27 protein-coding genes, 2 pseudogenes and 1 riboswitch are annotated in these 23,975 nt (G+C 44.3%); of the genes and pseudogenes, 14 read left to right on the top strand and 15 right to left on the bottom strand.

Annotation, left to right across the window (positions count from 1 at the left end; genetic code table 11):
- Positions 1 to 20: 20 nt before the first annotated feature.
- On the bottom strand, positions 21 to 743 hold the full coding sequence (gene pilW, locus AK965_RS02340) for a type IV pilus biogenesis/stability protein PilW (RefSeq protein ID WP_099078092.1): 723 nt from the start codon (positions 741 to 743) through the stop codon (positions 21 to 23).
- Between the two features lie 149 nt (positions 744 to 892).
- Complete coding sequence (gene metA, locus AK965_RS02335) at positions 893 to 1,834, bottom strand: homoserine O-succinyltransferase (RefSeq protein ID WP_099078091.1); 942 nt, start codon at positions 1,832 to 1,834, stop codon at positions 893 to 895.
- 297 nt (positions 1,835 to 2,131) lie between these two features.
- Here metA and AK965_RS02330 point away from each other — a divergent pair, with 297 nt between their 5' ends.
- The gene (locus AK965_RS02330) at positions 2,132 to 2,467 is read left to right on the top strand and encodes a hypothetical protein (RefSeq protein ID WP_099078090.1); all 336 of its coding nucleotides are present in this window, start codon (positions 2,132 to 2,134) and stop codon (positions 2,465 to 2,467) included.
- A gap of 182 nt (positions 2,468 to 2,649) precedes the next feature.
- Positions 2,650 to 2,946 (top strand): multidrug efflux SMR transporter, encoded by a 297-nt coding sequence (locus tag AK965_RS02325; RefSeq protein WP_099078089.1) that lies wholly within the window; start codon positions 2,650 to 2,652, stop codon positions 2,944 to 2,946.
- Between the two features lie 293 nt (positions 2,947 to 3,239).
- On the opposite strand, the gene AK965_RS02320 is transcribed toward AK965_RS02325, so the two are convergent.
- The gene (locus tag AK965_RS02320) at positions 3,240 to 3,869 is read right to left on the bottom strand and encodes a LysE family translocator (protein WP_099078088.1); all 630 of its coding nucleotides are present in this window, start codon (positions 3,867 to 3,869) and stop codon (positions 3,240 to 3,242) included.
- Positions 3,870 to 4,252: 383 nt separating this feature from the next.
- Between AK965_RS02320 and AK965_RS02315 the strand changes: the two genes are divergently transcribed.
- Both AK965_RS02315 and thpR read left to right on the top strand, forming a co-directional pair.
- Positions 4,253 to 5,200, top strand: a complete 948-nt coding sequence (locus tag AK965_RS02315; protein ID WP_099078087.1) for an LpxL/LpxP family Kdo(2)-lipid IV(A) lauroyl/palmitoleoyl acyltransferase — start codon at positions 4,253 to 4,255, stop codon at positions 5,198 to 5,200.
- 117 nt (positions 5,201 to 5,317) lie between these two features.
- Positions 5,318 to 5,839, top strand: coding sequence for an RNA 2',3'-cyclic phosphodiesterase (thpR, locus tag AK965_RS02310; protein ID WP_099078086.1), 522 nt, complete (start codon positions 5,318 to 5,320; stop codon positions 5,837 to 5,839).
- Between the two features lie 50 nt (positions 5,840 to 5,889).
- Here the strand turns inward: thpR and AK965_RS02305 are convergent, their stop codons facing one another.
- Both AK965_RS02305 and AK965_RS02300 read right to left on the bottom strand, forming a co-directional pair.
- Positions 5,890 to 6,279: a MarR family winged helix-turn-helix transcriptional regulator gene (locus tag AK965_RS02305; RefSeq protein ID WP_367379299.1), complete on the bottom strand. Its 390-nt coding sequence runs from the start codon at positions 6,277 to 6,279 to the stop codon at positions 5,890 to 5,892.
- Between the two features lie 106 nt (positions 6,280 to 6,385).
- Positions 6,386 to 7,861, bottom strand: coding sequence for a carboxypeptidase M32 (locus AK965_RS02300; protein ID WP_099078084.1), 1,476 nt, complete (start codon positions 7,859 to 7,861; stop codon positions 6,386 to 6,388).
- Between the two features lie 274 nt (positions 7,862 to 8,135).
- Between AK965_RS02300 and AK965_RS02295 the strand changes: the two genes are divergently transcribed.
- Positions 8,136 to 8,771, top strand: coding sequence for a LysE family translocator (locus AK965_RS02295; RefSeq protein ID WP_099078083.1), 636 nt, complete (start codon positions 8,136 to 8,138; stop codon positions 8,769 to 8,771).
- A 101-nt stretch (positions 8,772 to 8,872) separates the two neighbouring features.
- On the opposite strand, the gene AK965_RS02290 is transcribed toward AK965_RS02295, so the two are convergent.
- The gene (locus AK965_RS02290) at positions 8,873 to 10,249 is read right to left on the bottom strand and encodes a sodium:alanine symporter family protein (protein WP_099078082.1); all 1,377 of its coding nucleotides are present in this window, start codon (positions 10,247 to 10,249) and stop codon (positions 8,873 to 8,875) included.
- A 116-nt stretch (positions 10,250 to 10,365) separates the two neighbouring features.
- Positions 10,366 to 10,467: riboswitch (glycine riboswitch) on the bottom strand.
- 529 nt (positions 10,468 to 10,996) lie between these two features.
- Here AK965_RS02290 and AK965_RS02285 point away from each other — a divergent pair.
- Complete coding sequence (locus AK965_RS02285; protein WP_099078081.1) at positions 10,997 to 11,155, top strand: hypothetical protein; 159 nt, start codon at positions 10,997 to 10,999, stop codon at positions 11,153 to 11,155.
- Between the two features lie 31 nt (positions 11,156 to 11,186).
- Positions 11,187 to 11,921, top strand: coding sequence for a chromosome partitioning protein ParA (locus AK965_RS02280; RefSeq protein ID WP_099078080.1), 735 nt, complete (start codon positions 11,187 to 11,189; stop codon positions 11,919 to 11,921).
- Between the two features lie 255 nt (positions 11,922 to 12,176).
- Here the strand turns inward: AK965_RS02280 and AK965_RS02275 are convergent, their stop codons facing one another.
- The 4 genes from AK965_RS02275 to AK965_RS02260 all read right to left on the bottom strand — a co-directional run bounded on the left by AK965_RS02275 (position 12,177) and on the right by AK965_RS02260 (position 15,290).
- Complete coding sequence (locus AK965_RS02275) at positions 12,177 to 12,560, bottom strand: hypothetical protein (RefSeq protein WP_099078079.1); 384 nt, start codon at positions 12,558 to 12,560, stop codon at positions 12,177 to 12,179.
- 178 nt (positions 12,561 to 12,738) lie between these two features.
- Positions 12,739 to 13,314, bottom strand: a complete 576-nt coding sequence (locus tag AK965_RS02270) for a nucleoside triphosphate pyrophosphohydrolase family protein (protein WP_099078078.1) — start codon at positions 13,312 to 13,314, stop codon at positions 12,739 to 12,741.
- Positions 13,315 to 13,426: 112 nt separating this feature from the next.
- On the bottom strand, positions 13,427 to 14,008 hold the full coding sequence (locus AK965_RS02265) for a DUF1415 domain-containing protein (RefSeq protein ID WP_099078077.1): 582 nt from the start codon (positions 14,006 to 14,008) through the stop codon (positions 13,427 to 13,429).
- Positions 14,009 to 14,066: 58 nt separating this feature from the next.
- On the bottom strand, positions 14,067 to 15,290 hold the full coding sequence (locus AK965_RS02260; protein ID WP_099078076.1) for an MFS transporter: 1,224 nt from the start codon (positions 15,288 to 15,290) through the stop codon (positions 14,067 to 14,069).
- 112 nt (positions 15,291 to 15,402) lie between these two features.
- Between AK965_RS02260 and AK965_RS02255 the strand changes: the two genes are divergently transcribed.
- Positions 15,403 to 16,272, top strand: coding sequence for a LysR family transcriptional regulator (locus tag AK965_RS02255; protein WP_099078075.1), 870 nt, complete (start codon positions 15,403 to 15,405; stop codon positions 16,270 to 16,272).
- 42 nt (positions 16,273 to 16,314) lie between these two features.
- On the opposite strand, the gene AK965_RS02250 is transcribed toward AK965_RS02255, so the two are convergent.
- A complete protein-coding gene (locus AK965_RS02250; RefSeq protein WP_099078074.1) occupies positions 16,315 to 16,545 on the bottom strand; it encodes a glutaredoxin family protein in 231 nt (76 codons plus the stop codon).
- A gap of 138 nt (positions 16,546 to 16,683) precedes the next feature.
- On the opposite strand from AK965_RS02250, the gene AK965_RS02245 reads away from it, so the two are divergent.
- From AK965_RS02245 to AK965_RS02235, 3 genes are all read left to right on the top strand, one after another.
- Positions 16,684 to 17,196, top strand: coding sequence for a M48 family metallopeptidase (locus AK965_RS02245; protein ID WP_099078073.1), 513 nt, complete (start codon positions 16,684 to 16,686; stop codon positions 17,194 to 17,196).
- A complete protein-coding gene (gene rlmF, locus AK965_RS02240; protein WP_099078072.1) occupies positions 17,186 to 18,301 on the top strand; it encodes a 23S rRNA (adenine(1618)-N(6))-methyltransferase RlmF in 1,116 nt (371 codons plus the stop codon). The genes AK965_RS02245 and rlmF overlap by 11 nt, the downstream gene beginning before the upstream one ends.
- 97 nt (positions 18,302 to 18,398) lie before the next feature.
- Complete coding sequence (locus tag AK965_RS02235; protein WP_099078071.1) at positions 18,399 to 19,355, top strand: hypothetical protein; 957 nt, start codon at positions 18,399 to 18,401, stop codon at positions 19,353 to 19,355.
- 223 nt (positions 19,356 to 19,578) lie between these two features.
- On the opposite strand, the gene AK965_RS20595 is transcribed toward AK965_RS02235, so the two are convergent.
- Positions 19,579 to 19,788 (bottom strand): hypothetical protein, encoded by a 210-nt coding sequence (locus tag AK965_RS20595; RefSeq protein WP_253252648.1) that lies wholly within the window; start codon positions 19,786 to 19,788, stop codon positions 19,579 to 19,581.
- Between the two features lie 3 nt (positions 19,789 to 19,791).
- On the opposite strand from AK965_RS20595, the pseudogene AK965_RS02225 reads away from it, so the two are divergent.
- The 3 genes and pseudogenes from AK965_RS02225 to tsgA form a co-directional block, all read left to right on the top strand.
- Positions 19,792 to 19,974, top strand: a pseudogene (locus AK965_RS02225) (ABC transporter permease); the annotation flags it as partial.
- A gap of 183 nt (positions 19,975 to 20,157) precedes the next feature.
- The gene (gene deoD / locus AK965_RS02220) at positions 20,158 to 20,865 is read left to right on the top strand and encodes a purine-nucleoside phosphorylase (RefSeq protein WP_099078070.1); all 708 of its coding nucleotides are present in this window, start codon (positions 20,158 to 20,160) and stop codon (positions 20,863 to 20,865) included.
- 90 nt (positions 20,866 to 20,955) lie between these two features.
- On the top strand, positions 20,956 to 22,128 hold the full coding sequence (gene tsgA / locus AK965_RS02215) for an MFS transporter TsgA (protein WP_099078069.1): 1,173 nt from the start codon (positions 20,956 to 20,958) through the stop codon (positions 22,126 to 22,128).
- Positions 22,129 to 22,195: 67 nt separating this feature from the next.
- Here tsgA and AK965_RS02210 read toward each other — a convergent pair whose 3' ends face one another.
- The 3 genes and pseudogenes from AK965_RS02210 to AK965_RS02195 all read right to left on the bottom strand — a co-directional run.
- The gene (locus AK965_RS02210; RefSeq protein WP_099078068.1) at positions 22,196 to 22,870 is read right to left on the bottom strand and encodes a Crp/Fnr family transcriptional regulator; all 675 of its coding nucleotides are present in this window, start codon (positions 22,868 to 22,870) and stop codon (positions 22,196 to 22,198) included.
- Complete coding sequence (locus AK965_RS02205) at positions 22,871 to 23,308, bottom strand: hypothetical protein (RefSeq protein ID WP_099078067.1); 438 nt, start codon at positions 23,306 to 23,308, stop codon at positions 22,871 to 22,873. It lies immediately after the preceding gene.
- A gap of 195 nt (positions 23,309 to 23,503) precedes the next feature.
- Positions 23,504 to 23,812 (bottom strand): annotated as a pseudogene (locus AK965_RS02195) (IS3 family transposase); the annotation flags it as partial.
- Positions 23,813 to 23,975 lie beyond the last annotated feature (163 nt).

The raw sequence follows: 23,975 nt of genomic DNA, 5'->3' as shown, positions 1-23,975 counted from the left end.
TCTCACGAGTTAACCTGAACTCAGGTTAACTTATCCAATTGCTTTTGGTATTTTTGCTCCAATACTCTATTACCAGCTTCCCGCTCAAGCTCGACCATTAGTTGAAGAGAAGGTCGCTTAACGCCATACATTTGATTAAATCGCATTAAGCGAAGGCGTGCATCGGTGTAGTTTCCGCTATCAATCTCGAGCTTAGCTAATTGTAGAATCGATTTCGGGCGATGAGGATCATGATCAATAGCACGAGAGAAGTAGTATTTTGCCTTGTCTGGATTATTTGATTTTAACGCGCAGAACCCTGCGTTTTCATAACTTGCGGGAATGAGGTAGTAATAGGGCTGTTGGATCGCGCGATTGAACATTTGGTCTGCTTGTGGGAAATCGCCTCGTTTGCACAGGAAAGTCCCGTAATTGTTTAGAACATTTCCGTTATTGCTGTGTTGACGCAGGGAACGCTTATATATGTTTTCAGCTTTGCTATCTTCGCCCACCACCTCATAGTAATGGGCCATGGAGAGTTGTGCGCGGTAGTAGTTTGGCGCGTGCGTCAGTGCTTGCTGTAAGTTGTCGTGTGCCCGGATCATGCTACCACTGTTTAAATAACCAAGCCCAAGGGCAATACGGGATTCTGCCATAGTGACAGGATCGGCCTCAACGACTGGACCGTTCTCGTTTACTGTTACACAGCCGACGACGCCTAACTGACTGATCAGCAATAACGTACCAAGTTTTGTGAGCTTCATTTTTCATTCCCCATCCCTGAACCTTTTTGCATGATATGGATTACTAAACGAAAACCCATGCAGGATAAATGACAATGCGATCGGGCTTGCAAACTGGTATGAAAAAGCCGCCAACTGGCGGCTGAGTTCACAATCTCTAAATAACTTCTCTAATCATCTTTGGTAAAGGCGGACTCGCTGAAATGGTCGAGATCGTAAGGTGTTTGTTGGTAAACACAGTAGTTCAACCAGTTAGAGAACAGTAAGTGTCCGTGACTGCGCCAACTCGCAAACGGCGGGTTGTCAGGGTTATTGTTAGGATAGTAATTGACGGGCATGGCAGGTTCCATCCCTTCACTTAAGTCACGAATATATTCATTGTGTAGTGTATGAGAGTCGTATTCTGGATGACCAGTCACAAACACATTTCGTTTGTCTTTCGTGGTAGCCAAGTATACGCCTGCGACATCGGATGTCGCTAAGATATCAAGGTCGGTATGCGTTTCGAGAAACTCAAGTGAAAAGTCCGCATAGCGAGAATGGGGCGCTAAGAATGAATCGTCGAAGCCTCTCAACACAGGGTGGTAAGTGTTGTGAATTTTATGATGATATACCCCGGAGAGTTTTTCTTTGCGTGTTTTCTTCGGCAAATCGTAAAGCAGTTTTAAGCCGGCTTGCGCCGCCCAACAGACATAAAGTGTCGATGTCACATGGTCTTTCGCCCATTCCATGATGGTTTTGAGATGATCCCAATAGATAACGTCTTCAAACTGAACGAGGCCAAGTGGTGCTCCTGTGATGATCATACCATCGAAGTTTTTGTCTTTGACCATTTCAAATTGACGATAGAAAGTGTCTAAATGCTTTGTTGGGGTATTTTTACTCGGGCGGTTATCAATGCGCAGCAGTTCAACATTCACTTGCAGAGGGCTGTTTGAAAGCAGGCGCAGAAACTGAGTTTCTGTTTCAATTTTCTTTGGCATTAAATTGAGAATAAGCACTCGGAGTGGACGGATTTCCTGACTTGCCGCGCGGCTCTCGCTCATCACAAAGATGTTTTCTGTCCTTAAAACATCGGTAGCGGGTAGTTGATCTGGAATTCTAATTGGCACGGCTTTCTCCCTAAGCTTAACTTTAGACGTCTATACATCTAAAGTTAACGCAATTAATGCCGATTGTCGATACGCAAATGGCTATGATGCGTACGAAGGGGCTGTGGTGTGCGCTTCATGTTAAATCATCAAGTGTGATGGCTCCAATGTTTCTGATTACATCATATTGCAACGTTTGATTTGTATTTGGTGCACGTTATGAAAACAGGCTACTATAATTTTATCATCCTGACAGCAGCTAGAAATTAAAGGCTCTTCGGTACTACGCTAGTATTAATATCGTCAGTGGAGGACGTTATGTTCGGTCTTTTTAAAAAGAAAGAGAAAATTCAGAGCATTGCTCAGCAAGTGCCTACGGTTTTATTGCGCTCATTTGGAGATAAAAGTACTTATACACCAGAAGAAATCGATCAGGCGCTTTATGAATTCGGGTATGACAAACACAATGACATTTGTCGATTTCACTATGCTTACGGTATGTTTACCTGTCAGGATAATTATGAGCGTCTAGGATTGACGGAAGAGCTTGGTAATTATGGGCACTTTCAGAGAGAAATAGGTAAGATGCTGCTCAATACGCCGGAGCCAATTGACATGCAAATCTATTTTGCTATCGCGCAACAGCAACAATAAGTCAGGGTTGGTTGAGGTATTTGTTCGAACATGAACGCCGCTTAGCTGGCAGAACATTATTACCTGCTAAAATTTGACTTACATCACCTTTTTATGTTCGGCCATGCGGATTTGCTTATCATGCGCTATTCAGAGACTCCGATATTTCATCGAGTATATATTTGATTGCGCGTTGATTGTTTATGTTCAAAATGCTTGTTGCCATGCCTCCTATGATTTCTTTGCCTCTTGCAATCGTATGTGAAGTGATTGCCACTTCTTATATTCCTAAGACCGAACAGTTCACTCAAATGATGCCAAGTAAGTTGGTACGAATTGGTTATGGCATTGCATTTTTCTTACTATCTGTCACCGTGAAAAGCATGCCTGTCGGGATCGTGTATGTTAACTGGACTGGGGTAGGAATTGTTCTGGTCGGGACAGTCGGTTATCTCCTTTATGGGCAAAAACTCGATTTGGCTGCCATTGTAGGACAGTGATAAACAGCAGGTATATAGACAAAAATGGTCTGTATTTACTCAAAAATGAAGAGAAAGTTTGGGCGATGCTTCTCTATTGATGTAAACGTTAGTGTTGGTGAAAACTGCACAAAGCTAATACAGAAAAATATATCAATGAATGTGTATACCCAAGTAACCTCAAGATGCTTGGCTCAGTGAGAATGACTTGGTTTGAAGGCGAGGCAACAGAGGGAGAATATGGTCTTCCTGAAAGGAAAGGTCTGCCCTTATCATGATTACACCGAGCACTAGATAGCGGTGGAGTTTCAATCTTACAAGCGAGTGTTGGCTAAACCAATACCAAAAAAGATGAACAAACCACCACTGATATAGTTAAGCCATTTGCTGGTTTTTGATGCCGTGAGCATCGCTTTTACTTTGCTCGCGAAAAAAATCACAAATAAAAACCAACTTGCGACAATACAGGCTTGAAGCATACCTAACATCATACTTTGTTCAAGAATATGGGTAGGCTGAACGAATTGAGGAAAGATTGATAAGTAAAATAGCACGATTTTTGGATTGAGAAGATTCGTGAGTAACCCTTTTACAAACGCTTGCTTAAGTGTTTGTTTCTCGATTTTTCGGTCAAGCTTGAGCTTTTGTTCAGCCATCTTGAGCCCGCTTTTAAGATTGTTGAGACCTAGCCAGATTAAATAAGCAACCCCTATCCATTTGAATGCATTGAATGCCACGGCAGATTGAGAAAGAAGCAAACTTAGGCCCTTTGCGGAAATAAAAGCATGGATAAGAAAACCAAGCCAAATCCCTAGGATATTCGCAATGGCAAATCTGCGGCTTTGTGTCAGTGCAGTAAATAAGATGAGCAAAGCGTTTGGGCCGGGAATGACCGCGAGGAAGAAGACAATTCCGCCAAAGGCGAACAAGGTGTCGATGTTCATTCTTATTCCAATTGGTTAAAAGAATTGCGTCAGCAAACAAGAGGGCATAACTGTACACTTGGCAGTCTAGAAAAACAAACTTTTAGCGTGTGATTCTGCTATCCATATTAAGTTGATAAGAGCACTTCTATTTATTCTGACTTCTCCCTAACTAGCGGACTGATCCATGATGTCATTACTCACTTAGTGTGAAATCTGTACTTTTATGTCAATTTTGGAATCGACAGTCGGAGTTTGGGTAAGTTCTTATTGTGTCGTGTGTCGAACAAACATAGAATCCGCGCGCTTTAGTTTTTGTTATAAGCACAATCAATGATAAAAGTTTATTTTATCAAACATTTTATTTTTACCGTCCGACCACGGACTCGTCTGATGACCTATTCATGAATAAATATAACGCGCCCAAATTTAAAGCAGCATTGTTGGCACCACGCTACTGGGGAACTCTTACCATTATCGGAATAATGTATCTTTTTAGTCTTCTCCCATTTCATACGCAACTTGCTTTAGGTCGAGGGATCGGTCGTATTGCCATGCGTTTGATGAAAAAGCGTCAAGTAACCATTAGGCGCAATTTAGAGCTGTGCTTCCCAAAAATGGATGACAAAGAACGTGAGAAGATTTTAAAAGATAACATTGATAATTCGGGCATTGCGCTGTTTGAAACTGCAATGGCTTGGTTTTGGTCTGATAGAAGGATAAATAAACACGTTACTATCGAAGGCATGGAGCATATTGAGGCCCTTGAAAAGCAGGGTAAAGGCGTGTTGATGTTGGCTGTGCATTCCATGAACTTAGAGCTAGGCGCGAGAGCGTTTGGTATTAAAAAATCAGGAACAGGCGTGTACCGACCAAACAATAACCCTTGCTTTGACTATTTCCAGTACCAAGGGCGTTCTCGCTCAAATCGTACTTTGATTGACCGTAAAAACGTGAAAGGTATGTTTGAAGCACTGAATACGGGTCAACGTGTTTGGTACGCTCCTGATCATGATTATGGTGTTCGTCGTTCAACGTTCGCACCATTGTTTGCGGTATCAAAAGCATGTACGACAACGGGAACCAGCTTATTGGTAGACCAGACAGATTGTGCGATTGTTCCATTTACGATGGTGAGAGGTGAGGATGGTCATTACACCTTAACGATCAGTGCGCCTGTTGACGGCTTCCCGAAAAACGATCCTGACCAAGCGGCGGTATTCGTGAACAAGATTGTCGAAAAATCGATTTTAGCTAGCCCAAGTCAGTACATGTGGCTTCATCGCCGTTTTAAAACTCGCCCGGAAGGCGAAATGTGTTTGTATAAGCCTTGCTTAGCACCAGCGATGTAATTCGATAGCCCAGAGTTTAACTCTGGGCTTTCTTTTATCAGCTATAATTTGCCAAACTCGTTACGGTATCAACATAACCTCAACTTACTTGGTTAAGCGATAGTCGCAGGAGGCATGATGAGATTGTTCTTTGCTTTAACGTTCGATGCTTCAGCAAAGGCGAAGATTAGACAGGCTCAAGAGATACTGGCACAGAAACGGTCATCTGGTCGTAAGACGCGTGCGTCAAACTTCCATATTACCCTAGCATTTATCGGTGAAGCGACACATGAAGAAATGAACAAGCTCGTGAGAATACTTCAACAAGTGATCACGCGTTGTGAATACGTGGTCGTTGACCACTATGGCTCATTCCGCCAGAGCAGTGGGCAGCTGGCTTGGCTAGGTATCTCAGAGAACCCTGAACTCGGACGGTTGCAAAATGAGCTAAGACATAAATTGACGAAAAATGGATTTATAACGGAGTCACATAAGTATCTTCCGCATATCACGATAGCACGCCATGTAGATAGGCATGTACGATTGGACCAGCTACCTATTATATCACTTCACCTTCCAATTAATTCTATAGCACTGATGGAAAGTAAGTTCGTTGGAGGGAAATTGGTCTATCACGTAATTGATGAGCTCTTATGTTAGCGGTATTTGTCATTGCCCTCAGCTAGCGCAAGGGCTACCTGAGGGGATTTTTAGTTTTCGTCTTTTTGGGCGAGGTTAGTCGCTAATTTTTCGGCAATTAATTGAAAGGCATTGAGCTCTTCATTGGATACGTCGTCCGTCATTTTACGCAAGATCTCATTATCAATGGTTTTGATTTTTGTTAGGACTGCATTACCTTTTTCAGTGGTTAATAAACATTGACTGCGCTTATCTTCTGGATTTGGTCTTTTTTCAATAAACCCCTCTTCAACTAGTGTTTTAATGAGGCGCGTAACTTGAGCTTTATCTCTATCAAGAACGCTCACTACATCCATCGCGGTACATGGTGATTTTTTGCTGATGATTTTGAACGCTCGAACGTGCATTGGTGCGATGGGCAGGTCGAGTTGCTCAACCTGTTCATGCAACTGACGTTTCAAAACGTGTACAAGATGAAAAGCACAGTAAAAAGCAATCAAGATTAAGTGAATACTAAAAAGGCTAGTATCAAACCAGCCTTTTGCATTTATGAACGGACAGGGGCTATTAGCCTAGGTAGCGGTTCTCTAAATGTGCTTTAAAGTGCTTAGCATTGAGCACTTCACCTGTTGCTTGGCTTACCAACTCGTCAGTCGTTAACAAACTCCCTTTGCTCCAGATGTTGTCTGCTAACCACGTAAAGACGGGTGAAAGATCGCCTGAGCGGATAGCCGCGTCAACATCAACGGTTTGCTTCATGGCAGCCATAAACTGAGACGCATACATGGCACCTAATGTGTAGCTTGGGAAGTAACCAAAACTACCATCTGTCCAATGTATATCCTGGAGGCAGCCATTTTTATAGTTCCCCTCAGTGGAAAGCCCTAAATACGCTTTCATCTTCTCATTCCACAGTTCTGGAACGTCAGTGTGTTTGATCGCCCCGTTCATTAAGTCGCGTTCAATTTCGTAGCGCAAGATAACGTGTGCCGGGTAGGTTAATTCATCAGCATCGACACGGATAAACCCTTTATTGACATGAGTGTAGATCTTAGACAGGTTTTCTTGTTCAAATTCTGCGCCTTGGAAATGATTTGCGGCTAAACGTGCTAAATGGTCAACAAAGGCTTCACTACGACCAAGTTGCATTTCGAAAAATAGCGATTGTGCCTCATGAATACCCATGGAGCGAGCCTCTCCCGCCGGTGTTCCAGCAAGTGATTGGGGCAAGCCCTGCTCATAGCGTGCGTGGCCTGTTTCATGCACAATGCCCATGAGTGATTGTACAAATTCATTTTCGTCGTAGCGAGTCGTGATACGAACATCAGTAGAAACACCACCACAGAATGGATGTACACTTTCATCTAGACGACCATGCTCAAAGTTAAACTGAAGCAACTTCATCACTTCCAAGCCTAATGCTTTTTGCTTGTCAGTAGGGTAGTGACCACTTGGCAATAGAATATTGTTGTGCTTTTGCTTTTCAATCGCCTCATCAATTAGCGAAGGAAGCCAAGTCTTTACATCTGCGAACAGCGTATCCAATGAAGCCGAAGTGGTGCCAGGTTCATAGATATCCAGCATGGCGTCATAAGGTGTACTACCTGCTGCTTCCCCACGGATTTGTGCTTCTTCTTGAGACAGTTTGACCACTTCTGCCCAGTTTTTTTCGAAGCCATCCCAGTCATTGTTGCCGCGTTGGCTGCGCCAGGCATGTTCACACTTGGAGCCAGCGAGAGATTGAGCATGTACGAGAGATTCGGGAAGTAGATTGGCTTGTTGCCATTCACGTTTCATCTCGCGTAAGACGGCTTGTTCGCTCGCGGATAGCGTTTGCGCTTCTGCTTGAGCAAACAGGTCGCCAAGATGGGGCTGAGTCATGAGTGAATGGATATGGACCTCTAATTCTGCCATGGCATTAGAGCGAGCTTCAGCGCCGCCTGATGGCATAACTGCCGCTTGATCCCACCCGACGATGGAAGATAGGTGTCTGAAATTAGAGACTTTGTTTGAATGTTCGACAAGTTTTTGAAATGCGTTCATGTGACTACTCTTTACTATGTTCTTTCCTTAAACACCCCAAATCGTAAATTAGATGTTGGGCTCGAATCTTTCGCTAAGTGACGTAGAACTATTGTGCACAAATCTAGGTGGTTGTATACCCGAGCATTTCTAGATCACTTGGGTATACCTCTTGATGCTGCTTAGGTATCGGCCAGTTATGGTCATTTGAATGACACGGTTATTGAAAAAGAAACTTGCGCATTGAAACGATTGGCGTTAATGATCGAGGAAAGCTGACGACACAAAGAATGATATGGATATTTTAAATTTCGAGGCATTTCTCATTGCCATCACGATATTAACGCTCACACCGGGGCTAGATACTGCTTTGGTGATTCGTAACACCAGTAGAGCAGGGCTAAAGGATGGGTGTACCACCAGTTTAGGAATTTGCTTTGGCTTGTTTGTACATGCCTTCTTCTCCGCGATTGGTATTTCTGCGGTATTAGCTCAATCTGCGGAGCTATTCCAAATGGTAAAGATGGTGGGAGCTGCGTACCTTATTTGGTTAGGTATCAGTAGCTTAAAGTCATGGATGAATGCGAGCAAAGGCATCGCTGTGGCGGAACAAACTTACCAGGTCTACAGCGCTAAACGTTCTTTTCGAGAAGGTTTTTTGTCGAACGTGCTTAACCCGAAAACTGCGGTTTTCTATCTCGCATTTTTGCCGCAATTTGTGAATCCAGAAGGGACCCCTTTGGTTCAATCGATGGCGATGGCGTTAATTCACTTTGTGATTGCGATGGTATGGCAATGTGGGTTAGCTGGCGTATTGAATTCAGCCAAAAACCTTTTAAAAAATGCACACTTTATGAAGTGGATGGAGGGGGCTACAGGGGCTGTGCTGGTGGTACTTGGTGTTAAGCTACTTATCGAAGAGCCATTGTAATAAACCAGATCTGCAACGCCTAGAAAGTATGACGAAATGAAAAAGCCCGCTGATTGTCAGCGGGCTTTCGGTTTCTAGCGAAGGTTAAATAGCAATCGGTATTATGCTTTCACACCATCAACGTCATTAGCTTTAGACGCTGGTTTGAAGAACAGTTTTGTCTCTTCTAACACCACATGGCGTAGAGCAATCAAACCGATTAGGTTAGGGATCGCCATTAACCCGTTTACGATGTCTGCGAGAAGCCAAATCATATCGAGGTGTAGAAATGCACCAGATGCGACCAGACCAACAAAAATCAGTTTGTATGGCAGCACTGCTTTGGTACCGAATAGGAATACTACACAACGCTCACCGTAGTAGTTCCAACCAAGAATGGTGGTAAACGCGAAGAACATAAGGCCAATAGACACCAGTATTGGACCGAATGTCTCTCCGTTCAAGCCTACAGCAAATGCGTGAGTGGTCATCGCTGCACCAGAGAAGTCACTTTGCCAAGCGCCAGTGAGGATCAAAGCTAGACCAGTCATAGTACAAATGATGATGGTATCAAAGAAGGTGCCCGTCATTGAAATCAACCCTTGTTCTACACAAGAATCTGTTTTCGCTGCCGCTGCTGCCATTGGTGCGCTACCCAAACCTGATTCGTTGGAGAATACACCACGAGCGATTCCCGATTGGATAGCGAGCATGATGCTTGCTCCCAAGAAACCACCCGTTGCTGCTGTGGAGGTAAATGCGGATACCAGCACTAATTCAATTGCGTTAAGCAATTGGTCAGCATTCATGATGATAACGCTTAAGCACGCCAACACATAGAGCAACGCCATTGCTGGTACGACTTTACCCGCAACACTTGCAATCGACTTGATACCACCCAGAGTAACGAATGCGACCAATAGCGTCAGGATAAAAGCAGCCACTTCACGGTTTACACCGAGAGAGATTTCGCTCGCATCAAGAATTGCGTTTACTTGTGGGAACGTACCGATACCAAAACAGGCAACACCCAATGCAAATACTGCAAACATAATGGCCAGGGCTTTCGAGCCAACACCATATTGTAAGTAGTACATAGGACCACCAATCATTTGGCCTTTGTCGTCAACACGGCGGTATTTAACCGCAAGAAGACACTCTGCGTATTTGGTTGCCATGCCGAATAGGGCAGCAAGCCACATCCAGAATAGGGCGCCAGGGCCTCCAAGTTTGATTGCTGTTGCAACACCAACGATGTTACCTGTACCAATGGTTGCAGACAGCGCAGTACATAGCGCTGCAAAGCTAGAAACGTCACCCTGTTTATCAGATGACTTATCTTTACGAAATACCATCGCTAACGCAGTTGGCAGGTGTTTAAACTGGATCAAGCCTAGGCTAAAAGTGAAGTAAACACCGGTACCCACAAGCAAAAGCAGCAGTGGTGGACCCCAGACAAAGTTATCAATGGTTTGAAGTAAAGATTGTAGGTCGTTCATGATTTCCCCTTAATAAAACAACTAATAAGGAGAAGAGGGAAAGGACGAGATCAAAGATCTCTAATAGCCACGCTATTCAAAATAAGGCGGGAACGCCAAATAGTTAGGTTGTTACTTTCCACTCCTCTGTCCTTTTGCCTGAGAGTTTCACCCCGCACACATGTGCAGGACTTGCTCCTTCGGCGACCGATTTAACGGTTCTCTCCAGAGGTTCCTCCAACTACAGTCCCCGCTACCAAGGTAGCACCTGAAATAGTTAATTCTTCGGCGAGTTATTTCAACTAAATGTTAAAGTTTAGTTAATAACCACTCTCCTGTAGCCTTCATCGGAACATTTACTCAATCAAATGAGTAAAGGTAAGTTAATGATGCTGGTCACCATTAACGTGTGAACTCTATCATGTTTTGTTACCATTTCAACAACAAATGAAGATTTATTTTCAGCATATTATGGAGGCATTGTTGTCTTAGTTTCATCGGGCTGCTGATTAACTAACCAAATGCTTTCTTGTGCTAGCTATCCTTAGTTTGTATAGAAGGAAAGAGACTGATCTTATTCGTTGATGAGAATGGCGTGGGTTGGCGATAAGCTGTTTACTTTAAAACAGATAATTGATCAAAACGGGAGCAATCGCTTCAAAATCTACGCAAAGTTAACCGTAAGCAACGTAGAAATAGGTTACAATGATTCCTTGCGCAGCTGTCGATGGGATCGGATAAGTTCTTATTATTGGACAAGGAGACGGTATGACCAGATTGTTAGCCATAGCGGTATTGATTGGAGTAGCGTTTGTGCTATTTCGTTATCGTACCAATGAAAAAGTCCAAAAGGTGACCGTGATTACGTTGATCGGCGCATTCTTAATTTATACCGCGTCAATCATGATTGCGGAACTCACTCGCTAGCAAACCAGCAGAGTCCTTGGAGTAAGATACGGTGACTTCTCAAAATAATATTGAAGACCAAGACGAAGTAGTTGTCATTGAGGCGCGCGATAAGCGTACTCTCATTTATATCGCGATTGCGGCCGTGTTAGGTTTGGCATTCGGTGGTTTGGCTGGCTCTGCAATGACGGCAAGCAAGTGGGAATCCACTTACCAAGTGTTGGAAGAAAAGTACCAAGCTCTAGCACAAGACAAAACCAACTTGGTCTCTCAAGTGAAAACACGCGAAGCAGGCATAGATAAAGAGATCGACGCAAAGGTCGCGAAGCTGTTGACAGAGAAAGAAGAAGCGCATAAAGCGGAATTAAAAGCACTTCAAGAGCAGTTGACCGTAGTGGAAAAAGTGAATTTGTCGCTTGAGTCGCAAATAAAAGAGCAGAAAGCAACATTGAACACGACCAAGGTCCAGAACGACAAACTGAACCGTCAAGCGGATATGCAAGCGACCATGTTTGAACGCTCCCGTGAAGTCTTCCGCAAAGAAATGCAGATTACCCAAGAATTGGCATCGTTGGAGAAAGAACGTGAAGCATTACTGCCTAAGATCGACACGTTGAAAAAAGAGTGTGATGTGTTCTTAGAAGGCAAATCGTGGGATGTAAAATCAGATGCTTGTGATAAACACGATGAAGCGAACTCACGTTTAAGCCAGATTGATCAGCTGATCGAGGTCTACAAGATGGACTTGAAACAAATTAAAGAGATCACCGAAGGTATGGGACTATAATACCAATCGTAGTAAAAAACGGGTCATCCTAGTTGTTATAACGATCGATAACTTCGTTTACTTTCGTGTTTTAAAGTAAGTTGGTTGTAGAAGAACTACTTATCTAAAATTTTAGCCTTGTTCTCATGCGTTTTCCCTGCGCTATTTCTGAACATTTACTTACTGTGATTGGTATAATTGATATTTTATTCGGTGTGAATGAAATAGAAAAAAGGAGCTTGATAAGCTCCTTTTTTAATGCGTTTTACGAAGGAATTAGATGCGTGAAGCATCATAACCAGACGCTAACAGCAACTCGCGTTCATGTTTAATTAATTGAGCGCGATCTTCAATCAGTTCAAACAGGGCCAGCGAAGGTACCTCTGCTAACGTTTTAAATGTTTCAAACGAGTCTGCTGCGTCAATCTTTTCGATCATGTTGCTGATCACGTTACGTGCTTCACATGGATTATCGTGAGTCGTGAAGTATTCTACGTGTCTCGCCGCCGTTTTCATCTCCGTTAGGAGCTCAAGTGGGCTACTGTTTTTTGCCACAGCCATGTAATTGTCTAGCACGCGCTTTGCGTACAACAATTCTTTTAGAGGAATATCACGTCCGCTTTCAATGAGGGACTCTGAAAGGATCATACTTGAGCTCATAGCCATTCCTTTATCAATTATTCACAAATCCTTGGGTATTTGAGTCTAATTTATTGAAGGCAGGATGGGAATGCCAGGAAGCGCATTTAAAGCGTAAAAGAGCAATATTTATGAATAAAAAACCGCTCATGGAGGATGAGCGGCTTATGTTTATCTATAACGTGAAATGCGCTTCTAGTTATTGTGTTAGTGGCTTAAGGTCTGCTGGGCGGTAGTAAACCGATTTAAGCACTTTGCCTTTGCGCACAGTTTTACCTTCAGAGACGAAGTCTTCTGCGCATTTCGCGATGATGTATTCGCCTTTTTGAACCGCCATTAGTTTGATGCCTTGCTCTGCGTAGAATGCTTCCGTTTCTGCGTACTCTTGCTCGTTACGACACACTTTGCTCATGTTGCTAGAGTGTACTTCATCCCAGCAAGGAATAAAGTCGATACCGCGGTTAACGGCTACGTTTAGCAGTAGATCGATTAGGTAGCTGATTGCTAGGTTGTCTTCAACTTGGCTGTCACCAAGGTGCACTAGGCGACCCATTAGAACGTACACGCTGTCGATGATTGCGTCAGCTTGCTCTGTTTTGTTGTCTGCTTCTGCTAGTTCAGTTAGCTCTTCGATCGCCAAAGACGTGTGTAGCGTATCGGCTTGTGCATCTAGGCTTGCGACATCTGCGACAGGTAGGTCGAATGTGCTACGGAATTCAGTGATGTCACAGTATAGGTGATCAAAAATCTCTTGGGTTAGCTTTGACAGTTGCATTCTAATGTCCATTGAATCGATTGAAGCCGCAATCATATCAAACCGAACTTTAATCCCCAAGCGATCCGATTTTAAGTGGCGAGAAATCTGCCGCTTGGGGTGGGTGTTCTTATTAGCAGAACAGGTAAGGGAAGAGTTTCTTGCGCTCTTCTTCTGACAGCGCGGATACGCGGGCAATGTTGGTGTCTGGAATCGATTCTGGATCAGGGTAGTGCTTAAGTACCTTTTCCATGCTTTCTTCACGAATAAGATGGAATACAGGGTATGGAGAACGATTGGTCAGATTTTCGTCATCCTCCGGTTCTGTACCACCAAAACAATAATCTGGGTGGAACGTTGCGACTTGGAAAATGCCTTCCCAATTTTGCTGCTTGATTAAGCCTTCAACCCAATCTATGAACAGGTTGTAGTCCCAGAAGTCTTGCAGCATGTTTGGAACCACGACCAAAGTGGTTTCGAGTTTTTCTGGATCTGTGTTACTGAGCTCAATGAACTGCAGCAGAATATCTTCGAGTAGCGCGTTATCTTGAGTGGCTTCACTGATGAAAATTTTAATTTGTTTATTGCGTTGCGGTTTGGCAGCAAAAGGACATAAGTTTAGTCCGATCACAACGTCATTGAGCCATTGATCGACTTGCAGCGTGATCGTGTTGATATCAGTATTTTGAGTATCTTGTGTTGAGCGCGTTGGCATACAAATTTCTTGCTTTTATGAATGTGCCGCAAGCATAGCAGACCCTGAAAAGCGTTGTTTAATTTCTTTTCAAGCGCGTCATATCCGCACCGTTGTTGATATCGAAACTTGCACTGATATGCTTTAAGTATGCGATGGCTGTGAACATGGCGAGGTACAGAGCACTACCGCCAACTAATACACTCGACCAACCACCATGCTGCCAGCAATAAAGCAATAAGAATCCGCCCAAACTACCGCCAATATAGTAGTGAACAAGGTATAAAGCCGTGCCAGTCGCTTTAGCTTGCGTGGCTGTTTGACCAACCCAGCCATACGCTAAAGTGTGAGTAAAGAAAGCGCCAAAACTGATCAGTAACAATCCAATAAGCATTGCGGCCATGCTGTCAATCGCCGCCATCCACATTCCCGCCATACTGATGACTGAACCGATGAACATACCGAGAACCGACGAGTAACGTTTACTCCAATGGCCAGCACATCGAGATGAGAAAGTACCGCCCAAATAGCAAACGAAAATCAGTGACGCTAAACCAACGGGAACATGATGAGGAGCGCTAACTAAGCGAAATCCCATTACCGAGTAGAGGTTAACAAACAGAGCGAAGTTCAAACTGCCAATCAGCATCGCAAGCCATACGCGCTGGTTTTTGAAATGGCCAATAATGGCTCGGTTGTGGTGTCTCCAGCTACTTGATGAGGGGGTAAAGTTACGCTGCTTTGGTAAAAGATAATGAACACTGATAACACCAACGAGTGTCACCACCATCATCACTTCGATCGCGACATTGACGCTAAAGTTGTCTGCCAGCAAGCCGCCACTGATACGACCCGCGATACCACCCAATGAGTTTGCAGCGATATACGTACCAATTGCCATCGAAAAAGCATGCTTATCTAACTCTTCCGCCATATAGGCCACTGCGACGGCAGTAAATGCAGCGATGGCAACGCCCATTAACGCCCGGCAAATAACGAGAAATAAAAAGGAATCGCCAAGAAGCATGAGTGCAGAAATGACGGGTATCGAGAACAACCCCAATATCATTATGGGCTTACGACCTATCGATTCAGATAAGATGGCCAGCGGTAATAAACTAAGGGAGAGCGCAAGCGTGGTTGAGGCAAATAACCAGTTTACTTGAGTTTCAGTAATGGCAAATTTAATTGCAAAAGAGGGCAGCATCGGCTGGAGCAAGTAAAGATTTGAAAAAACCAAGAATGAGCCAAGCGCGAGAGAAAGTGTCATGCGTTTGTATTCAGGAGTGCCGAAAGTGACCATGGATTCTGCCAAATGCCAACAAGCAAATAAATGAAATATGTGATCAATTTATCAGTTAAATTTGGATTGAAAAAATATATTTAAAATATGGCAGGTATATATTTTTGATCTAATGGAATCGAAACAGCTCAAACATTTTCTTGCAGTAGCGCAGCACCGAAACATTACTCACGCAGCGAGGTTTTTGCATATTGCTCAGCCAGCTTTAAGCATTTCAATCAAGAAATTCGAACAATCATTAGGCGTGACGCTGTTTCGGCGTGATGACAAGAGAATGAGTTTAACCAAAGAGGGCGAAACCTTACTGGTTCACGCTAAGCGCGTTATTCAGCAGTTGCAAGACGCTCAACTGGCTATTGACGAATTGAAAGGGTTAGCTAAGGGAGAAGTACGACTCGGGACGCCCTCAATGATGGGCAGTTACTTTTTTCCGCGTATTGTTATGGCGTTTAAGTGCCAATACCCTGATTTAAAGCTGACGCTTGTCGAAGCGGGGACACATTCGATCAGAAAAATGCTACTTAACGGGCAATTGGATATTGGCGTGATCCGTTGTGATGACGTGCCGGAAGGCCTAGAAACCGACCATTTGTTTACGAGCCAAATGGTGGCGGTTGTTTCAGAAGAACATGATTTAGCTGAGCGCCATGCCATCACGTTTGATGAATTTTTTGAGCACGATTTAGTAATATTTCAGCACGGTTACTTTCATCGGGAGTTTTTAGATCAAGTGAGTCAAGAGCATGGCTTTACTATGAAGTCTTCGTTCGAGACCAACTTACTTCCTCTTATCCTCAGTATTGTTAAGAAAGAGTTTGCGATTACGGCGTTGCTCGAACTCGTTACCGAACATGAGCAAGAGGTGGTTGGGATCCCATTTCATCCCCCGGTGGCGCTTGATCTCGCGTTGGCGTGGAGGAAGCAAGGCTACCTGTCGATCGCAGACAGAACCTTCATCGACTTTGTGAAACAGTATGTTTGATACAAAAAGAGCTTCTTGTTAGAGAAGCTCTTTTTGTTCAATTTAGCTACCGTTGTACATCTTTTCGAAGTTCTTCGGGTTCCAGCCGATCATCAGGCGATCACCAATTTTTAATACCGGCAGAGAGCGCGCCCCAAGTGCGTCTAGCTCTTTACGGCCGCGCTGCATTTTTGCATTGCAAAGGCGGTAAACAATGTTTTTTGAATCAAGATAACGTTGAGCATCTTTGCAGTGAGGGCACTTGTCTTTTACGTAAAGAACAACACGTTTCATTGAATTTCTCTCCATTATCGTTGGGAGGCGAAGTTTAACGACCTTTTACAACAAAGGAAAGATGAAACCTTAGATGAAAGTGTCGGTTATCTCAGGTATATTTAGCGCCATTCTTTTGTCATAGCAGACGTTATATCTATGCATCCGTCACTTCGATACATCCAAGGTTATCCTCAGCACATTGTTGAGCAGGTCGGCACACTGATTGAGAGCGGTAAGCTTGTGCATTGGTTCGAAAAGCGCTATCCAGATAACCACCAAATCAAAAGTGAAAAAGCGCTCTATGAATACGCCATGGCAATCAAAAACCGCTATATGAAGAAAGCCGCACCAATCAGTAAAGTGGTCTACGATAAGAAAATTCATGTGGTTAATAATGCGTTAGGCTTGCACAGCGTGATCAGTCGGAACCATGGCGGAAAGCTTAAATCCAAGAATGAGATTCGCATTGCGAACGTGTTTAAAGATGCGCCCGAAGCGCTGTTACGGATGCTGGTGGTACATGAACTGGCACACACTCGTGAAAAGAATCACGACAAAGCGTTTTATCAACTGTGTTGCTACATGGAACCTGAGTATCACCAACTTGAATTAGATGCTCGTCTGTTTATGATTTACCTCGATTTAAAAGCGAACTCGAATGAAGAATAAGACCCAAAACGCTAAGCCAGCAAAGTCAATGCCAAGCAAAGATGCTAAGAAAGTCGCGTCAAAGCGTGTGAAAAATAAGGCGTCAGGTAAAGCGGCATCGCCAGTAAAAAAAAGCGATGTGGACTTCTTTAAGATCGCCAAAAGCGGTTTGCATGAGCGTAATGTCCACAAAGGTCGTTACGATTTTAAAAAGTTGATAGCGAGTGAGCCACAATTAAAGGCATTTGTAATAAAAAACCCGAAAGGGGAAGACTCTATTAACTTTGCGGATCCAAAAGCGGTAAAAATGCTTAACAAAGCCTTGCTTGCAGCGTATTACGACATCGAGTTTTGGGATATTCCTGAGCACTATCTGTGCCCGCCAATTCCTGGCCGTGCAGACTATATTCACCGTTTGGCTGAGTTGCTTGATGGCGAGGTAAAAGGCAAATATCCACACCATCGTGTTCGAGCACTTGATGTAGGTGTTGGTGCAAACTGTATTTACCCGATTGTCGGTGTGACGCAATACGGATGGCAATACACCGGCAGTGACGTCGATCCAACATCCATCCAGTCGGCACAAGCGATTGCCAATCGAAACGCTGCGCTAAAGGATAAAATCGAATTAGTGCTGCAGCCGAGTGAAGCGAACATCTATCGCGGTATTATTCAGCCGAATGAACGTTACGATGTCACAACGTGTAATCCGCCGTTTCACCGCTCCGCTGAAGAGGCTGCGATGGGTAGCCAGCGCAAACAGGATAACCTGAAAGCGAACCAGCGAAAAAAAGGCATGACGCCATCGCAGACCAACCCAGCAAAGCAGAGTAAACCATCGCTTAACTTCGGTGGCCAAAATGCCGAGTTGTGGTGTGAAGGTGGGGAAGCCGCATTCATTCGTAAGATGGCTAACGAGAGCCAAGCGTTTAGCACACAAGTCCTTTGGTTTACCAGCCTGATCTCTAAGAAAGACAACGTTCGTCCGATGTGTAAACAGCTTGAAAAGTTAGGTGCGAAAGCCATTCGTGTTGTAGAAATGAGCCAGGGTCAGAAAATCAGCCGTTTTATTGCGTGGTCATATATGGATAAACAACAGCGCAAAACGTGGATTGAGTTGACGTAGTTTTCTTCTCTAGAGGGATGCAATATCTAAGGGCATCAGATAAAACCATTTGAAAAGTCGGGAGCGCGCCGTCAAGGCTTTATCCTATAATCAATAAATGGATAAAGTCACACTTACTAGCAGCACGCTTCCACCCCTTATTGCGCTTTTGGCAGGGCTTATCTTTAGCGAGCCCGCTAAGTCGGACACTTTGCTTGGCGCAAATCTTAAGAAGCGAGCCGATGCCGTTCTCGGGTTGATGAGCTTTCAGTTATCCCCGGACGTTACAACAGGTTCACTTTCTTTAAATAATGAGCCTACAGGTAATCCAGATGTACTTATGTCTACCTTGGGGGGCGGATTCACCGTCGGTAAAGGATTTCCATTATATTTGGAGGGCACTCTCGGTTATAGCCGGTATGACCCCATATTTCTTGCTAGTGACGGTCAAATCACAAGGCCAGTGCCAACGAAGTGGAACACATTATCTGTAACCGGAGGTGTCGGTTGGGATTTTCCTATCATTGATGACCTCGTCTTTAGACCGATTGTTAACTTCTCTTATGGTCGTGTCGCCAGTGACAGTTCAGTCGCAAGTTCCTACATCCAACGAGAGACAGGTGATGATTTTGAATTTCTCAAAAGTGGCAATCTTGACGTATATGGCTTGGGCGGGGCGCTAATGCTCGACTATGAGCGTTATAAAGATGAATACGAGATTGATACCGAGTTACGTTACACCAATATCACACTCAAAAGCTTTTCTAATGCGCCTGAGTCAGTGCAGGGGAGTACAGTTGCGCAGAGCCTAAGTCTATGGATGCGTTGGCGTGCACCAACTGGCTTTACGGTATTAAAGAAGCCAGTGCGTTATGTCATTGAGGCGGCACGTACGGGTTATATTGGTGATATGCGAGGCGCACTTGGCTTCGACTATCTAAACTCCGTTGGTATCGGTCTGGAGCTCGATTCCAGTCACTATGACATTACTGTAACCCGCACTAGGCTGATATTACGCTATCAGTTCGGAGATAACATTGAAGGCACGTCGCTAGGCTTTGCGATTAGTTTTTAACAAAGAAAGCGTGTGTAAGTCTCTGTTCTGAGTCAGTGCAGATACCTGCTTTAGCAAATTTCTGTCAATATTGGGCGGTCCATCAGAGAAAAAATCTGTGTTCCTGGTGTACTGCGCATGAGAATATTAGCCAGTTCACCTTCATCGTTTGATGTATTAATGGTGTTGAGCTTAATCAGCTTATTTTAGATTCCATCTTCTAACTGCAAACGCTGCGCTTCGGTTATTCGGATACGACCAACGCAAACGCCAGAGTTGATATTGTGCGTGGCTGATTCTGTTTGAATCGTTTGCGGAACAAGCAATCCAGTTCCGACCCTTCCTTTAGCAAAAACCGAAGACCTGAGCGGTAGAAAAAGCCGTCGCCAAAATCTTCCACAAAACCTCGCATTTCCGCAATGCGCAGGTAAAAGCGTAAGCTGGTATTAGACAATCCATACTCTCCGGAGGATTGCTCGCGTTTGGCATCTCCTTTGATGAAGTCGTGGTGGCACTGTTCTTAACCGGTGCAGAACAAAAAGCCGTACCTAGACAAATGTGGTCAGGTATTCGTGAGCAAATTAGCCCAACCATTTTAGCCGTGGCGACCTTGCTGAACTTTATGTCGGTATGCTTGTGAGTGACGTTAGAGATTCTACGCAAAAGGAATGTAAGAATTCGCCTCGCTGTAGGCGCATTTTTTGCTTAATAGATTAGATTAATCAGTTCTGAGAGCTTGCACTTTCAATCCGGACTTTTGTCCTGAAACTTTCCTTTTCATTCTCATTATGATTGCGCCATCAGAACAAAAGAGGAAACTATTATGACTGCTCATATCGCAGGTTCTGCAGAAGATTTTGCTTCAACCGTAATCATGCCGGGCGATCCGCTACGAGCCAAGTATATCGCAGAGACTTACCTTGAAGACACTAAGCTTGTTACCGACATCCGTAACATGTTGGGTTACACCGGTTACTACAAAGGCCAGCGTATTTCAGTTATGGGGCACGGCATGGGTATTCCGTCTATGGTGCTTTACGGTCACGAGTTGATTAATGACTTTGGCGTGAAGCGTATCATCCGTATTGGTAGTGTTGGTGCAACACAAAAAGATGTGCACATGCGCGACGTGATTTTGGCTCAAGCCGCAGGCACGGACTCCCCAACGAATGCCAAGCGCAGTAGTGGTTACCACATGGCGACGTCGGCCACGTTTGAGTTGCTACATAATGCTTATATGTCCGCGAAAGAAAAGGGCATTGATGTCAAAGTAGGCAACGTGTTTACTGGCGATCTTTACTACGATCCAGACGAAGATTTGATCCCGGCACTAGAACGCTTTGGTGTATTGGGTGTAGATATGGAAGTGGCGGGTTTGTATGGCCTTGCACATCAATTTGGTATTGAGTCTTTGGCCATTCTCACCGTATCAGACCACTGTATTACGGGCGAAGAAACCACGGCAGAAGAGCGCCAACTTTCATTTAACAATATGATTGAAATCGCGCTAGAAACAGCAATTAAAGCTTAACCCTACAACGACTAATTAATGATGAGAGCAGACTCGCTCGGCTCTCACTAATTCTAAGAACATCTACCTTAAGAGCCTTTGGAGTGAATTATGAAAAATAAAATAACACTCACCGTAATTAGCTTTCTTGCCAACTTTATTATGGCAGGTTTCGCAACTCAATTCGGCATGTTGGTTGAACCGCTCGCCAATACGTTTGACACGAACGTGAATGAAGTCGCGTCGATTTTCTCACTATTAAATGGTGGTGCACTGGCAGGTACTATTATCTCCTTCTTCCTGATTGAAAAAGTCGGCATCCAACGCATGACGGTGCTGTGTTACGGTGCTATCGCCGCGGCTGCACTTAGCCTATATGCCGCCCCATCACTGTTTATCGTGATGCTATGCATGACGGTCATTGGCTTCTGTGGTGGTGTTGGTCTTTGTATCGCAGGTACGATCGTGGTATCCGTGTGGAAAGACAAAATCCAAAGTACCATGCTGGTGGTACAAGACGCCACATTCAATATTGCTGGTGTTGTATTCCCGTTGATCACGACATACGCATTGACGAACGCAATGAATTGGAGCATCAGTTACCTAAGTGTCGGTATGGTGGCTCTGGCAACCATGTTTGTGGCATTACTGACTAACTTCAACCAATGTGGTGGTGAAAGTGGCTCAGAGCAAGAAGTAAAATCAGAGTGGAACTTTGGCATCATCAGTGGTGGTGTGGGACTGTTCCTTGGCATGCTTGCGTTGTACACCTTTTTGACATGGGCGCCAATGTTCGTTAAAGAGAAATTTGATATTGCATTCGAGCAAGCGGGTAACATCATCACTCAATACTGGTCAGCGGCTCTGGTTGGTGCGTTAGTTTCGACTGTCATTGTGTCACGTATGAAGATTCAAACTTTCTTGCTAACCATCATTTCAGTAGCAATGGTGATCACCAGCGTTATCGTGACCACTGAAAAACTGGAATGGCTATCATACTTAACTTACGGCTACGGCTTTGTATGTGCGGCTCTGTATAACGCTTTCATTGCTTACGGCGTATCGTTTGTACGTGATGCGACGAGTAAAAACGTGTCTTATATTCTGATCAGTGGTAGTGCGGGCGCGATGTTTAGCCCGGCAATTAGCTCGGTATTAGAAAGCGTGGTTGGTCTACAAACCGTGATGTATGCCATCCCAGTGATTTATGGTGTAATTGTGGCAATGCTGATAGCGTCAATGAAGTTTAAAACAGCGTCTCAAAACCAAGCGCAAACAGCGTAATGAAAGGTTCACCAATCGTTCAAAGGTCTGCATTTAGCAGACCTTTTCTTTTTTTTGGGGAGCAGAGTTACTCTTCGACAAAGGCACGTAATCCCTCTAGATCGAGAATGCGTGCACCTTTCTTTTCCTTGGCGATAAACCCTTTGTTCTCTAGCTCCTTGATTGCACGTCGATACACGCGATCAGAGGTAGCAAACCGCTCGGCTTCAAGATAATTTTTATGGAAACCATCAACGGGAAGGTCGTTGAGGTACTGATGATAAATGCCATAGGCAACGTTGTAGGCAATGGGATACAACAGGCGGCGAGACAGGATTTCTACTGTGTCTTGGTAATCAATCGCGATGGCACTGGCGAAGTAGAGCGACAGGCGAGGTTGCTCGAGCAAGCAGCGTTGCAGCTTCTGCGCATCGATGATCGCCACTTCTACAGGCTCAACGGGAATAATGTCCATTTGGCATCGATAACCAGTGAAGAACTCCATTTCACCAAATAGCTGTTGCTCACATTCAAGGGTGCCGAGCAAAAACGTTTTGCCGTTCCGCGCGGTGACGCCCATAGAAATTCTGCCTGAGTCCACAAGGTACAGATTGTCAACGTGTTCTCCTTGGGTGAGGAGCTTTTCGTTTTCATCATAAATTCGGCGTGCGCATATACAATCGCGAATCGCCTGTTCGATGAGCTGTTTATCCTGACTCCATTCGGTTTCAAAACGTCCTTTACCTAGGGTTCGTAGCTGCATTTATTTACCTTGAATAACGATTCCAGCTTGTTCAAAACGCATCATCACGGGCTTATTCTGCTGTTGATACCAGTTGGTTGGCATGCTTTGTCTTAGCTGCGTTTTTTCTTTCTTGCTGATCACAACATAGTGCAAAAAGGCGTTAAGCGTCTCTGTCATTGCATCAAATGTCATGTCACCGTCTTTACTGATGGCTTTGAGTAAGCCAACGATCGTTTCTTCTGGAACCAGTGGCTCGATGATGGTGTTGTTACGCGTTTTAATCGACGTCGAAGCAGGCAGGGTTGCACGCGCTATTTCCCAACACACTTTATTGGTTTTACTGACGATATTGTTTGTGTAGCAATAGTAGCTAAGAAAAAAGCGCGAAAGGCTTTGCCAGCGTTGTGCTTGAACTTCCAACCAAATATGTTGAAGCTCGATATCGGCGTCGGTCATAGATGCAGCTCGGATAAGTTTTTTGGTGTAGTGTAACTGCGTTTGTACGGTTCGAAAAGCAGTTTGCTCAAACTGTCAAGTGTGCTGTTGCCACCTTGAAGTGGTGATTACTTCTGGCACAGGCGTACCAGAAAAGTTTACCCAGCGTGATCAGTATGGTGGCGATACAATGTTGCGACGAGATGATGGTTGGTGCGCAACCTTAAATAGAGGCATCAGGAATCCTTTAGCCACTGGGATGTACGTGATACCAATAGCCCAAGCCTGGTTTGGGGTAAATCGCCCCAATGCCCATATCGCGAAGGAACCTGACAATATATTTACGATTAACGTGATGGCCCTTTTTGACCAGAACAGTCCGAATACGTCTGCTGCCATGAGCCGATACTTAAGGTAAATTTCGTCGATCATACGGCGCAGTTCGATCTCTTCATCAGGGGGCCCGATGGGCTGATAATAAGAGGTAGATCGAGAAATATTGAGAAGAACACACTGGTGTTGTATCAATTTTCATGGCTACTCATCAAAAGAGGAGAATAAGATCACAGTCAACTCGTTAGGCCTATTTCTCTCTGTTTTTGCTCAATAAATGTACATAAAATTGCTTTGGTGATTTGCTTAAATTCAATCTTTTACTACTGTTATTTTTAAGAGGGTATGTGTGCTG

Source organism: Vibrio sp. PID17_43, assembly GCF_002608565.1.
GTDB lineage: Bacteria > Pseudomonadota > Gammaproteobacteria > Enterobacterales > Vibrionaceae > Vibrio.
Note: the sequence above shows the minus strand (reverse complement) of the source record. Positions and strands in the feature narration are given on the sequence as shown.

Coding starts and splice junctions, on each gene's coding strand:
- pilW (WP_099078092.1), bottom strand. CDS start 743: ATGAAGCTCACAAAACTTGGTACGTTATTGCTGATCAGTCAGTTAGGC.
- AK965_RS02330 (WP_099078090.1), top strand. CDS start 2,132: ATGTTCGGTCTTTTTAAAAAGAAAGAGAAAATTCAGAGCATTGCTCAG.
- AK965_RS02325 (WP_099078089.1), top strand. CDS start 2,650: ATGTTCAAAATGCTTGTTGCCATGCCTCCTATGATTTCTTTGCCTCTT.
- AK965_RS02320 (WP_099078088.1), bottom strand. CDS start 3,869: ATGAACATCGACACCTTGTTCGCCTTTGGCGGAATTGTCTTCTTCCTC.
- AK965_RS02315 (WP_099078087.1), top strand. CDS start 4,253: ATGAATAAATATAACGCGCCCAAATTTAAAGCAGCATTGTTGGCACCA.
- thpR (WP_099078086.1), top strand. CDS start 5,318: ATGAGATTGTTCTTTGCTTTAACGTTCGATGCTTCAGCAAAGGCGAAG.
- AK965_RS02300 (WP_099078084.1), bottom strand. CDS start 7,861: ATGAACGCATTTCAAAAACTTGTCGAACATTCAAACAAAGTCTCTAAT.
- AK965_RS02295 (WP_099078083.1), top strand. CDS start 8,136: ATGGATATTTTAAATTTCGAGGCATTTCTCATTGCCATCACGATATTA.
- AK965_RS02290 (WP_099078082.1), bottom strand. CDS start 10,249: ATGAACGACCTACAATCTTTACTTCAAACCATTGATAACTTTGTCTGG.
- AK965_RS02285 (WP_099078081.1), top strand. CDS start 10,997: ATGACCAGATTGTTAGCCATAGCGGTATTGATTGGAGTAGCGTTTGTG.
- AK965_RS02275 (WP_099078079.1), bottom strand. CDS start 12,560: ATGAGCTCAAGTATGATCCTTTCAGAGTCCCTCATTGAAAGCGGACGT.
- AK965_RS02270 (WP_099078078.1), bottom strand. CDS start 13,314: ATGCAACTGTCAAAGCTAACCCAAGAGATTTTTGATCACCTATACTGT.
- AK965_RS02265 (WP_099078077.1), bottom strand. CDS start 14,008: ATGCCAACGCGCTCAACACAAGATACTCAAAATACTGATATCAACACG.
- AK965_RS02260 (WP_099078076.1), bottom strand. CDS start 15,290: ATGGTCACTTTCGGCACTCCTGAATACAAACGCATGACACTTTCTCTC.
- AK965_RS02255 (WP_099078075.1), top strand. CDS start 15,403: ATGGAATCGAAACAGCTCAAACATTTTCTTGCAGTAGCGCAGCACCGA.
- AK965_RS02250 (WP_099078074.1), bottom strand. CDS start 16,545: ATGAAACGTGTTGTTCTTTACGTAAAAGACAAGTGCCCTCACTGCAAA.
- AK965_RS02245 (WP_099078073.1), top strand. CDS start 16,684: ATGCATCCGTCACTTCGATACATCCAAGGTTATCCTCAGCACATTGTT.
- rlmF (WP_099078072.1), top strand. CDS start 17,186: ATGAAGAATAAGACCCAAAACGCTAAGCCAGCAAAGTCAATGCCAAGC.
- AK965_RS02235 (WP_099078071.1), top strand. CDS start 18,399: ATGGATAAAGTCACACTTACTAGCAGCACGCTTCCACCCCTTATTGCG.
- deoD (WP_099078070.1), top strand. CDS start 20,158: ATGACTGCTCATATCGCAGGTTCTGCAGAAGATTTTGCTTCAACCGTA.
- tsgA (WP_099078069.1), top strand. CDS start 20,956: ATGAAAAATAAAATAACACTCACCGTAATTAGCTTTCTTGCCAACTTT.
- AK965_RS02210 (WP_099078068.1), bottom strand. CDS start 22,870: ATGCAGCTACGAACCCTAGGTAAAGGACGTTTTGAAACCGAATGGAGT.
- AK965_RS02205 (WP_099078067.1), bottom strand. CDS start 23,308: ATGACCGACGCCGATATCGAGCTTCAACATATTTGGTTGGAAGTTCAA.